This window comes from Pseudomonas phytophila (assembly GCF_025643095.1).
GTDB classification, from domain to species: Bacteria; Pseudomonadota; Gammaproteobacteria; order Pseudomonadales; family Pseudomonadaceae; genus Aquipseudomonas; species Aquipseudomonas quasicaspiana.
The window spans coordinates 1,968,309-1,981,730 of sequence record NZ_CP081201.1; the positions used below are offsets into that span (position 1 = coordinate 1,968,309).

The window sequence follows — 13,422 nt, forward strand, 5'->3', positions numbered from 1 at the left end:
TGGACGAGTTGCTGGGCGAGTTGGAGAATTTTTGATGAGTAACACCGAACAACAGAAGTTGCAGCAGGTTGCCGAACGCCTGGCCGCTCTGCCGGAAGACCGCCAGCTGATTTTCCTGCGTCAACTGGGCGAAAAAGGTGTGCGCCTGGAGCGCCTGCCGATTGTGCGTCAGCCGTGTGAACAGGCGCCGCTGTCGGCTGCGCAAAGTCGCTTGTGGTTTCTGTGGCAGATGGAACCGCACAGCGCGGCCTACAACATCCCGGCGGCAGTCCGGCTGCGCGGTGAGCTGGACGAAGATGCGTTGCAACGCAGCTTTGCGGCGCTGATCGCCCGGCACGAAAGCCTGCGCACGCTGTTTCGCGAAATAGAGGGAGAGCACGGCTCGCAAGCGGTTCAGGTAATACTGCCGAGCCTTGATCCCGAGCTGCAACGCTTTGATCTAAGTGCGCTGCCCGTTGAACAGCGCGAGCCGCGAGCCCGTGAACAACTGGAACACGCGGCCCGCCAACCCTTTGATCTGAGCACTGGGCCGCTGCTGCGTCTGGCGCTTATTCGGCTCGATGCTCGCGAACACATCCTGCTGCTGACACTGCACCATATCGTCTCTGACGGTTGGTCAATGGGCGTGCTGACTGACGAGTTCGCCAGTCTGTACACCGCGCACGTCAGCGGTGCGGCAGCACAATTGGAAGCCTTGCCGGTGCAGTACGCCGACTATGCGCGCTGGCAGCGCTTGTGGATGGCGGCCGGTGAAGGTGACCGCCAGTTGGATTACTGGACCCGTCAACTGGGCGGCGAAGCGCTGGTGCTGACCCTGCCCAGTGACCGCCCACGCCCGGCGGTGCAGAGCTACCGTGGCGCGGCGCTGGACTTCCAGCTGCCGGCAGCCTTGAGCAGCGGCCTGCGCGAACTGGCTCGCAGCCAGGGCGCAACGCTGTTCATGCTGTTGCTGGCGGCGTATCAAGTACTGCTGTTTCGTTACAGTGGCCAGCGTGAACTGCGGGTCGGTGTGCCCGTGGCCAACCGTGGTCGGGGTGAGAGCGAGTGGCTGATCGGTTTCTTCGTCAACACTCAGGTGTTGGGCACGGAGATGAACGAGCACGAAACCTTCGTCGCGTTTCTGGACCGCACCCGTCAGGCGGTGCTCGGCGCCCAGGCCCATCAGGACTTGCCGTTTGAGCGTCTGGTGGAGGCTTTGCAGCCAGAGCGCAGCCTCAGCTACAACCCGTTGTTTCAGGTGGCCTACAACCATTTGCCGAGTCAGCGCGACGGCTTGCGCGAACTGCCTTCAGCCGATGGTCGTGGGTTGACCCTGGAAAGCCTCGAACTGGACGTCGGCATCGCCAAGTTCGACCTGATGCTGAGCACCGAAGAGAGCCGTGATGGCCTGGTGCGCGGTCAGTTTGGCTACGCCACCGATTTGTTCGATACCGCGAGCATTGCGCAGATGCGCGAGCATTTCCTGCACCTGCTGCAGGCGCTGCTCACAGATCCACGCCAGGTCGTGGGCCGTTTGCCGATGCTCTCGGGCAATGATCGCGAACAGTTGCTGCATGGCTGGAACGACACCGCCGCTGACTTCCCTGATCAGGTGCAACTGCAAAGCCTGATCGAACAGCAAGTCGCTGCAACGCCGGATGCTTTGGCCGTGCAGTTCGGCAATCAGCAACTGAGCTACCGCGAACTCAACGCACGCGCCAACCAACTGGCTCGCTGGCTGCGCGAGCAGGGTGTAGGCCCGGACGTGCTGGTCGGTGTGTGCGCCGAGCGTTCGCTGGAACTGGTGCTGGCCTTGCTGGCCATCGTCAAGGCCGGTGGTGCTTACGTACCGATGGATCCGGACTACCCGCGTGAACGTCTGGAACACATGCTCGGCGACAGCGGTGTGCAACTGTTGCTGACCCAGCAGCACTTGCTTGAGCAACTGCCCGCCAGTGCCGCGCAGACCTTCTGCCTGGACAGCCAGTGGCCTGAGTTGCAGGCGCTGGACGCCAGCGATCTGCCAACCCTGGGCAGCCCGCAAAACCTGGCGTATCTGATTTACACCTCCGGCTCCACCGGCAAACCCAAGGGTGCAGGCAACAGCCATGCGGCGCTGATCAACCGTCTGCACTGGATGCAGAAGGCTTATCAGCTGGATCACACCGACCGCATCCTGCAAAAGACTCCGTTCAGTTTCGACGTGTCGGTCTGGGAGTTCTTCTGGCCGTTGCTGACCGGCGCTGCGCTGGTGGTGGCAGAACCCGGAGCGCATCGCGACCCGCTGGAATTGCGTCGTGTGATCAACGAAGGTCAGGTCAGCGTGCTGCACTTTGTGCCGTCGATGCTGCAAGCCTTTGTCATTTCTGGCGAGCTGGAAAACTGCCCGTCACTGAAACAGGTGATGTGCAGTGGCGAAGCGCTGCCTTACGAGCTGCAACAGCAGTTCCGTCAACGGCACAGTGCACAGCTGCACAATCTGTATGGCCCGACCGAAGCGGCCATCGACGTGGGTTACTGGGCCTGCGATGAAGAAAATGATCGGCATCAGGTACCGATTGGCCGACCTATCGACAACCTGCAGTTGTACATCCTCGACGCATTCCTGGAACCCGTGCCGCAAGGCGTGGCAGGCGAGTTGTACATCGGCGGCGTGGGCCTGGCGCGGGGTTATCACCTGCGTCCGGGGCTGACCGCCGAGCGTTTCGTGGCCGACCCCTTCACGTCGGGCGAGCGCCTGTACCGTACCGGCGACCTGGCTCGCTGGCGCGCAGACGGCGCCATCGAATACGTCGGGCGCATCGACCATCAAGTGAAGATCCGCGGATTGCGTATCGAACTGGGTGAAATCGAAGCCCGCCTGCAAGGGCTGGAATCGGTCGAAGAGGCCGTGGTGATTGCCCGCGACACGCCGCAAGGCAAGCAACTGGTGGGCTATGTGGTGGTTCATGGCGCTGAAGGCAGCGACAGCGATAGCCTGCGCCGTGAACTGCTGGAGCACCTGCCGGAATACATGGTGCCTGCGCAGATTCTTGTGCTGGCCGCGATGCCGCTGTCGCCTAACGGCAAGCTGGACCGTAAGGCCTTGCCGGAGCCTGACTTCAGCCAGCAACAGAAGCAATACCAGGCGCCGCGTGATGAGCGCGAGACCCTGCTGGCAGGGATCTGGCAGTCGGTCCTGGGCATTGAGCGGGTCGGTATCGACGACAATTTCTTCGAGTTGGGCGGCGATTCCATTGTCTCGATTCAGGTGGTCAGCCGTGCCCGTCAGGCTGGTCTGCAACTGAGCCCGAAAGACCTGTTCCTGCACCAGACCCTCAAAGCCCTGGCCGCCGTTGCGCGTCAGGGTGACAGTGTGGCCGTGGTCAACGCACCTGCCAGCGGCCGCACGCCGTTACTGCCGATCCAGCACTGGTTCTTCGAACAGCAACTGCCACATCGCGCACACTGGAACCAGTCGGTATTGCTTGGTTGCCAGCAAACACTGGACAGCACCGTGCTGGAGCGCGCCCTCGGGCACGTCTGCCAACTGCATGATGGTTTGCGCCTGCGTTTCGGCACTGAGCCGAGCAGTGCCGAATATGCCGTCTACGAACACGATCCCGAGCTGCTGTGGATTCGTCAGGCCGCAGATGCCGACGAATTGCTGATGCACTGCGAGGCGGCCCAGCGCAGCCTGGATTTAAGCCAGGGCTCACTGTTGCGTGCGCTGCTGGTGGAATTGGCTGATGGCAGCCAGCGCTTGCTGTTGGTGATTCATCACTTGGTGGTAGATGGCGTTTCCTGGCGAGTACTGCTGGAAGACCTGCAGACGGCTTACCGGCAACTGGCGAGCGGAGTCAGCGTGCAACTGCCACCGCGCAGCAGCTCGTTCCAGCAATGGGCCGAGCGGCTGGCGGCCCATGCCCACAGCGCCGAAATGAGCGCCGAACTGAAATACTGGCAGACCAGCCTGCAAGGTCCGAGCGGTGATTTACCAGCGCGTGACCCACAGGCCAGCCTGAGCGGACGCCATGCGCGCACGCACCGTGTTGAGCTGGATGCCGCGACCACCGCCGCCTTGTTGCAGCAGGCCCCTGCGGTGTTCCGCACGCAGGTCAACGACCTGCTGCTCACCGCCCTGACCCGCAGTCTGTGCGCCTGGACGGGCGAAACCTCGGCGCTGGTGCAGCTCGAAGGACATGGCCGCGAAGCACTGTTCGACGACCTCGATCTAAGCCGTACGGTCGGCTGGTTCACCAGCCTGTTTGCCCTGCGCCTGCACGACGGAGGTGAGCCGATAGCAACGCTGAAGTCGGTCAAGGAACAACTGCGTGGCGTACCGCAGCGTGGCGTGGGTTATGGTCTGCTGCGTTACTTGGGTGGCGAAGGGCAAAGCCTGGCCGCACTGCCGCAGGCGCGGGTCACGTTTAACTATCTGGGGCAGTTTGACCACAGTTTTGGCAGCGATGCTTTGTTCCAGCCTGCCAGCGAAAAATCGGGCGCCAACCGTGATGCCGAGGGTGCGCTGAGCAACTGGCTGAGCGTCGATGGCCAGGTCTTTGGCGGCAAGTTGAGCCTGCGCTGGACGTACAGCGCAGCGATGTTCGATGACACAGCTATCGAGGCGCTGGCTCAGTCTTACCTCGAGCAATTGCAGGGTTTGATTGCACTGTGCCTGGAGGAAGGCGCGGGCGGTGTCACACCGTCTGACTTCCCGTTGGCAGGCGTGGAGCAAACGCAGCTTGATGCCTTGCCGCTGGCCGCTCGGCAAATCGAAGACCTTTACCCACTGGCACCAATGCAACAGGGCATGCTGTTCCATGCCTTGTATGAAAACGAGGGTGGGGTTTATGTCAACCAGTTACGCGTCGACATCGACGGTGTTGATGCCGAGCGCTTCCGTACGGCGTGGCAGGCTGCGCTGGACAGCCACGACAATTTGCGCGCGAGCTTCCTTTGGGAAGGTCTGGCGCAACCGCTGCAATTGATTCATCGGCAAATCAAACTGCCGCTGGAAGTGCTCGACTGGCGCCATCGCGACGATCAGACCAGCGCCCTTGATGCGCTGGCCCAGGCGCAACGCGCCGCAGGTTTTGCCCTTGATCAGCCGCCATTGCTACGGCTGCTGCTGGTGCGGTGTGACGAGCAGCGTTACCAGTTGATCTATACCCATCACCACATCCTCATGGACGGCTGGAGCAACGCGCAGCTGTTTGCCGAAGTGTTGCAACGCTACGCCGGGCAAGCCGTCGTAGCCAGTGGTCATTACCGCGATTACATTCAGTGGCTGCAGGGCCGTGATGCGGCCGCCAGCGAGGCTTTCTGGCAGACGCAACTGGCGGTGCTGGACGCGCCGACCCGCTTGGCAGAGTGTGTGTCGCAGAGCACTGCTCAGGACGGTTTTGGCCAGGTACAACGGTTGTTGTCCGTTGAGCAGGGCGTACGCCTGAGTGCGTTTGCCCGTAAGCACAAAGTCACCGTCAACACCGTGTTGCAGGCGGCCTGGGCGTTGCTGCTGCAGCGCTACAGTGGCCAGTCCACTGTGGTCTTTGGCGCGACCGTGGCCGGACGTCCGGCTGAGCTGGCCGGGATCGAGCAACAATTGGGCCTGTTCATCAACAGCCTGCCAGTGGTGGTCAGCTTGCACGCCGAACAGCCACTGGCAGATTTCCTGCAAGCTTTGCAGGTACAGAACCTGCAACTGCGTGAACACGAACACACCCCGCTGAGCAACATCCAGCGAGCCTTTGCACAGGGCGGCGAGGCGCTGTTCGACAGCCTGCTGGTGTTCGAAAACTACCCGGCTGCCGAGGCCTTGCGTCAGGCTCCGGGCGGTTTGAGTTTTTCCGGCATGCAGGCGCAGGAAAATACTAACTACCCGTTGACGCTGATGGTTGCTCAGGGCGAGCGACTGCGCTTGAACTTTGACTACCGTTGCAGCCATTTCCACGCGGACACCGTGCAGAGCATCGGCGACCAACTGTTGCACCTGCTTTGGCAGTTCTGTGCCGACGGTCGCCAGCCGCTGGGGGAAATCGGCTTGCTGGACAGCAGCGCACGTCAGCGCGTGCTGCGTGATTTCAACGCCAGCGCCATGGACTATCCGCGTCAGGCCTGCCTGCATCAGTTGATCGAGCAACAGGCTGCGCTCAATCCCCAGGCGCTGGCACTGGACGACGGCGGTGCCCGGCTCAGCCACGCGCAGTTGAATGCGCGGGCCAATCGTCTGGCCCGCTGGTTGCGTGCTCAGGGTGCAGGCCCGGATTGTGCGGTCGGCGTTGCACTGGAACGTACTGTGCAGTTGCCTGTGGCGTTGCTGGCGGTGCTCAAGGCTGGCGCTGCGTATGTGCCGCTGGACCCTGAGTTCCCTGCTGAGCGTCTGGCGCACATGCTGGCCGACAGCGAAGTGCGCTTGCTGTTGACCCAAGAGCATTTATTGAGCGAACTGCCGGACAGCCAGGCGCAGGTATTCTGCCTTGACCGCGACTGGTCGCAACTGGACAGTCTGGCCGAGCACGACCTGCGCCCGGACGAATTGCAACGGCCAGTGAACATCGACGACCTGGCGTATGTGATCTACACCTCCGGTTCCACGGGCAAGCCCAAAGGCGTGGCCGTGCGTCATGGCGGGGTGGTCAACTTCATGTCAAGCATGGCTCGGGAACCGGGCCTGACAGGCCGCGACCGGGTGCTGGCGCTGACTTCGCTGTCCTTCGATATTTTCGCCCTGGAACTGTACCTGCCGTTGCTGGTGGGTGGCAGCGTGCAACTGGTGGACCGTGATTGCGCCCGTGACCCGACGCGGCTGCTGGCCACCGTGCTGGAAAAAGGTGTGACAGTGATTCAGGCGACGCCGTCAACCTGGACGCTGCTCAGCGCCCATGAGGATTTCTCGCGCCTGCAGGGCTGTCGTTTCTTCTGCGGTGGTGAGGCGCTGTCAGTCGAGTTGGCGGCGGTGCTCAGTGCCCAGGCGGATGAGCTGTGGAACCTCTATGGTCCGACCGAAACCACCATCTGGTCAGCGGCCTGGCGTATCCCTCGTGGCGGTCGGGCGTTGCTCGGCAAGCCGATTGCCAACACCCAACTGTACGTTCTGGATGCGGCACTGCACCCGCTGCCAGCAGGTGTCGCCGGGGAGCTTTATATCGCCGGTGACGGCCTGGCACGTGGTTATCACGCACGGCCGGGGCTGACTGCCGAGCGCTTTGTAGCAGATCCGTTCAACGCGCAGGGCGGTTGCATGTACCGCACCGGTGATCTGGCGCGCTGGAGTCAGGACGGTGTGCTGGAGTATTTCGGGCGTATCGACCATCAGGTCAAGGTGCGTGGTTTCCGTATCGAACTGGGCGAAATCGAGTCGTGCCTGCTGGCGTGCGACGGGGTGCGTGAAGCGGTAGTGATTGCCCGCGAAACCCCACTGGGCAAGCAACTGCTGGGCTACGTCGTCGCTGACGGCGAGGCCGCTATCGGGCCCGAAGAGCTGCGCGCTGCGTTGCAGGCCCAATTGCCGGACTACATGGTGCCTGCACAGGTGATGGTGTTGACACGCATGCCACTGACGCCGAATGGCAAGCTCGACCGCAAGGCCTTGCCAGATCCGGATTTCAGCAGTTTGCAACAGCGTTATCAGGCGCCGCGCAGCGAGCTGGAACTGCGTTTGGCTGAGCTGTGGCAACAGGTACTGGGTCTACAACAGGTTGGCATCGACGACAACTTCTTCGAGCTGGGTGGCGACTCCATCGTGTCTATCCAGTTGGCTGGGCGCGCACGCCAGGCCGGGCTGCAATTCAGCCCGCGACAACTGTTTGAGCACCCCACCGTCGCCCAGCTGGCACAGGTGATCACTGCTGTGGGCGCGCCTGCAGCGAATAGTGTCAGCGACTCGACGCCTGCACACACTGGGCACTTCCCGCTGGCGCGTCTGGACGCCGGGCAGATCGAGAAGCTGGGACTGGACCTGACTCAGGTCGAGAACCTTTACCCGCTGTCACCGATGCAGCAGGGCATGTTGTTCCATGCGCTGGACAATCCGGGATCCGGTCTGTACGTCAATCAGATCAGCGTGCCGGTAGAAGGCCTCGACAGCACGCGCTTCGCCCAGGCCTGGCGCCGCGCCGTAGCTCGCCACGACACGCTGCGCAGTGGTTTCATCTGGCAGAGCGGCCTGCGTGAACCGTTGCAGGCGGTGTATGCCACTGCCCCGGCGCAGTTGCGCCTGCGTGACGATGTGCAGGATATCGTCGCCTTCGCAGAAGCGGATCGTCTGGAAGGTTTCGACCTGGCCCGGCCGCCACTGCAACGCCTGACGCTGATCGATCTGGGTGAGGGTCGCCAGCATCTGATCTGGACCACTCATCACTTGCTGATGGACGGCTGGAGCGGCGCGCAACTGATCAAAGAGGTGCTGCAACTGTATGCAGGCGCTGAATTGCCAGCCGTCAGTGCGCGCTATGCGGACTACATCGGCTGGCTGCAACACCAGGATGGTATGGCCGCCGAAGCGTTCTGGCGTGCTCGTCTGGCCCAGGTGCAGCAGCCGACACTACTCGCCGACAGCCTCTCGCGCCCGGCAGAAGGTGACGGTCACGGCCTGAGTTACAGCCACTACGATGCGACCGCTACCGAACGCTTGAAAACCTATGCGCGCAGCCAGCGCATCACCCTCAATACCTTGCTGCAAAGTGCCTGGCTGTTGCTGTTGCAGCGTTACACCGGGCAGCAACAGGTAGTGTTCGGTGCCACGGTGGCAGGGCGTCCGGCACAACTGCCGGGTATCGACAGCCTGCTCGGGCTGTTCATCAATACCTTGCCGATTGCCCAGTCACCCCAGGCTCAGGATGATTTGGGCGAATGGCTGCGTCAGTTGCAGGCTTACAACGCCGAAGTACGCGAGTTTGAACACACGCCGCTGTATGACATTCAGCGTTGGGCCGGGCACAGCGGTCAGGCCTTGTTCGACAGCATCATCGTGTTCGAGAACTACCCGGTAGACGAGGCTCTGCGCCGTGATACCGGTAACGGCCCGCGCTTTGGCGAGCTGAGCCTGAAAGACGTGACCAACGTGCCGATGGACCTGGCTATACGTGTGGGTGAAGGCCTGGAGATTGAGTACCAGTACCTGCGCAGCCATTTCGACGCGGTGGCGGTCGAGCGTATTCGCGGCAACATGGAGCAGATACTCGACGCCATGGTCGCTGGTCAGGCGCGCTTTATTGGCGATCTGCAATGCCTGTCCGAGGCTGACCGCAGTGCCTTGAGCAATTGCCGTGGCCCGCATCAGGCTCGCTTGCCAGCGCCGCCTGTGCATCTGGCGATTGCAGATCAGGCGCGCTTGCGTCCGTCGTCAACTGCCTTGCTGTGCGGCACCGAACAGCTTGATTACGCCGCGCTGGAGCTTGGCTCCAATCAATTGGCGCATCATTTGATCAGCCTGGGTATCGGGCCGGAAGTGCGGGTCGGCGTGGTGCTGCCTCGCGGGGTTGCGATTCCGCTGGCACTGCTGGCGGTGCTCAAATCGGGCGGGGCTTACGTGCCGCTCGACGCGGATTACCCGCGTGAGCGTCTGGCGTTCCAGATGGCCGATGCCGGAATTGCGTTGCTGATTACCGACAGCCGACTGCGTGAGCGCTTGCCGCTGCCCGACGGCGTGCTGTGTCTGGAGCTCGACGCGCTGGATCTGAGCACCGAACGCAGCGATGTGCCGTCGGTAAAACTGGAGCCTGAAAACCTCGCTTACATCATTTACACCTCAGGCTCCACGGGGCAGCCGAAGGGCGTCAGCGTGGCCCACGGACCGTTAGCGATGCATTGTGCCGCGATTGGCGAGCTATACGAAATGGACAGCTCGACGCGCGAGCTGCACTTCATGTCGTTTGCGTTCGACGGTGCTCACGAGCGCTGGCTGACCACGCTGGTACACGGGGGCAGTCTGGTGCTGCGTGGTGAAGAGTTGTGGACACCGGAGCAGGTCTACACGGTGTTGCACGAACAGCGCATTGATGTGGCTGCCTTCCCTCCGGCCTATCTGCAACAACTGGCCGAGCACGCCCTGCGTGACGGTAATCCGCCGCCGGTGCGGATCTACTGCTTCGGTGGTGATGCTGTGCCAAACGCCAGCTTTGAACTGGCCAAGAAGGCGCTGCGTCCACAGTGCATCACCAACGGTTACGGGCCAACCGAAACGGTGGTGACCCCGCTGCTCTGGAAAGCCGACGCAAACACGGCTTGCGATGCGGCGTATGCGCCGATTGGTAAAAGCGTAGGTGCACGTCAACTGCATATCCTCGATCCGGACCTGCGCCCGGTGCCATTAGGTGTGGCGGGTGAGCTGTACATCGGTGGCGAAGGTCTCGCTCGCGGTTACCATCAGCGTCCTGACTTGACTGCCGAGCGTTTCGTGGCTGACCCGTTCAGCACAGACGGCGGCCGCTTGTACCGCACAGGCGATCTGGTGCGTGGCCGCGTCGATGGCGTGATCGACTATGTCGGGCGTATCGATCATCAGGTAAAAATTCGCGGGTTCCGTATCGAACTCGGGGAAATCGAAGCGCGTCTGCAGGAGCACCCGCAGGTTCGTGAAGCGCTGGTCGTCGCCCGCGACGGCCATAGCGGCAAGCAACTGATCGGCTATGTGGTCAACCACCCAGGCGTTGCGCTGAGTGGCGACGACTTGCGCAGTTACCTGCGCGCACGGCTGCCGGACTACATGGTGCCGGTGCAGGTCATGCTGCTGGAACGCATGCCGTTGTCGCCTGCCGGCAAGCTCGATCGCAAAGCGCTTCCGGAGCCGCAATGGAACAGCGGCAGCTCGTATGTTGCACCACGTAATGCCACCGAGCAGGTTCTGGCCGCGATCTGGCAAGAAGTGCTGCAGGTTGAGCTAGTCGGCATTCACGATAACTTCTTCGATCTGGGTGGCGACTCGATTCTCAGTCTGCAAGTGATTTCCCGGGTGCGTCAGGCCGAAGACCTTGGGCTTGATATCCGTCTGCGTGATCTTCTGCAATACCAGACCATTGCCGGTCTGTTGGAGCGCGCCCAAGGGAGCACCGAAGCGGATGCTGCCGAGCCACAGGCGGTGGCCGAAAGTGTCGGTGATGAAGCGTTCGGGCTGATCCCGATTCAGCAATGGTTGTTCGAGCAGGACCTGCAAGCACCTGAGCACTTCAACCAGGCGATCCTCTTGCAGTGCCGCGAACCGCTGGACGTGGTGCATCTGGCTGCGGCGTTGCAAGCGGTGCTCAGCGAGCACGCCAGCCTGCGCCTGGCGTTTGTTCGCGGCAACGATGGCCAGTGGCGCCAGCGCTACTGCGAGCTGAGCGAACTGCAGGACGGACTGCGCGCCGACCCGGTGTTGTGGCTGCGTGATGCACTGGACAGCGAGGCCGCGCTTGCGATTGCCAACCAGGCCCAGCGCAGTCTGGACATTACCAACGGACGTTTGCTGAGGGCGGTTTACAGTGAGTTGGCCGACGGCAGTCAACGGCTGTTGCTGGTGGCTCACCACTTGGGTATCGACGGTGTCTCGTGGCGGATCCTGCTTGAAGACCTGCAACAGGCTTACACACAGCTGTGCAACGGCCAGGAGCCGCGCTTCAGTGCGCGTACCAGCAGCTATCGGGCCTGGGCGCAAAGTTTGCGCGAGTATGCCGCGCATCCGCGTCTGCTGGCCGAGCTGCCGTACTGGTTGCAGCAAACCGAGCCTGCAGGCCTGGGCGAGCCGCCGCAGGACAACCCGCGTGGCAGCCAGCGTGTAGCGCATATGCAACAGGTGCAGTTACGCCTTGACCGCGACTTGACGGGGCAATTGCTGAAAGTTGCACCCGAGGCGTACCGCACCCAGATCAACGATTTGCTGCTCACGGCGTTGGGCCGCGTGCTGTGTCGTTTCAGTGACAGCGAGTCGGTGTTGCTCGGTCTTGAGGGCCATGGCCGCGAGGACATTTTCGAAGGACTGGATCACAGTCGCACGCTTGGCTGGTTCACCAGTCTGTTCCCGTTGCGCCTGACGCCGGGGCAGGGCGGTTATGCCGAGTCGGTTGTTGCCACTCGCGAGCAACTGCGTGCGGTGCCTGATAAAGGTATCGGGCATGGCGTGCTGCGTTACCTGGGTGATGCCCAGACGCGCCGCTTGCTGGCCGGCAGGGTGCAACCGCGTGTGACCTTCAACTACCTGGGGCAATTCGACCAGAGCTTTGATGACAAGGCGCTGTTTGCGCCGCTGCAAGAGCGCCCCGGCGATGCGTATGCCGCCAGTGCACCGCTGAACAACTGGCTGGAGATCATCGGTCAGGTTTACGACGGTGAGCTGGCATTACGTTGTCTGTTCAGTAGTCGGGTATTCCGCACCACGACCGTCGAACAACTGATGGCGATGTACCGCCAGGAACTGCAAGGCCTGATCCAGCACTGTTGCGCACAGGTCGCTGAACGCGAGCAGATGCCTGTATGAGCCGGACACTAGTTAATGAGGTGAGTATGTTGCACCCGGATATTTCTGCCTTTCTCGATATGGTTGACGACGGCCGCCAGGCCGGACGTCCGGCGCTTCATGAGCTGAGCGTCGCGCAGGCGCGGGAAGAGTTCGAAGCCTCTTCGCAGGCGCTCAAGGCCAGTGCGCCGCTGATGCCGGTCGAGAGTTTGCTGTTGCCTGGGCGGCAAGGGCATGAATTGCCAGCGCGTCTGTACCAACCGGTATCCGACGCGTCGGCACTCAGGCCGGTATTGCTGTATCTGCATGGGGGCGGTTACACGGTGGGCAGTCTGGATTCTCACGACGGTCTGTGCCGTTCGCTGGCCCAGGCCTGTGGCTGTGCGGTGCTTGCACTGGGTTACCGGCTGGCGCCTCAAGCGCCATTCCCGGCAGCGCTGGATGACACCCGCGACGCCTGGGACTGGCTGCAAAAGAATGCCGCGTCTTACGGCCTCGACGTGCAGCGCATTGCTGTCGCAGGTGACAGTGCCGGGGCCACTCTAGCCAGTGTGCTGGCCGCCCAATTGGCCAGCGAGGGTGGGCCGCAGCCGCGAGCGCAATTGCTGTTCTACCCGGCAACTGACGCAACCCGGCGTAGCGAATCTCAAGAGCTGTTTGCGGAAGGTTATTTGCTGGAAACCGCCAGCCTGGACTGGTTCTATCACCACTACGCAGCGGATCTGGCACAGCGTCATGACTGGCGTTGTTCACCGCTCTATGCGGCTGATGCATTGCGCGGCAGTGCGCCTGCCTTGCTGTATGCCGCGGAATACGACCCGCTGCTGGACGAGGGCCTGGCCTATGCCGAGGCGTTACGTGAACAGGGCGTCTCGGTGCACGCGCAGTTGTGTCATGGCATGACCCATGACTTTCTGAGGATGGGCGGGCTGGTGTCCGATGTGGACAGCTACTTCCGGCAAGCGGCGCAGTTTCTCTCGCGTCACTGGTAAATATCGAGTGAAGCCTGAACAGGGCTCTGTTCAGGCTTC

The 13,422-nt window shown here is 62.2% G+C and carries 2 protein-coding genes; both read left to right on the forward strand.

Features of this window, described 5'->3' with window-relative positions:
- Positions 1-34 precede the first annotated feature (34 nt).
- Positions 35-12,412 carry a non-ribosomal peptide synthase/polyketide synthase gene (locus K3169_RS08805; protein ID WP_263271051.1) on the forward strand — a complete coding sequence of 4,126 codons (12,378 nt, stop codon included), beginning with the start codon at positions 35-37 and terminating at the stop codon, positions 12,410-12,412.
- Between the two features lie 26 nt (positions 12,413-12,438).
- Positions 12,439-13,383: an alpha/beta hydrolase gene (locus K3169_RS08810; RefSeq protein WP_099269555.1), complete on the forward strand. Its 945-nt coding sequence runs from the start codon at positions 12,439-12,441 to the stop codon at positions 13,381-13,383.
- Positions 13,384-13,422: the final 39 nt, after the last annotated feature.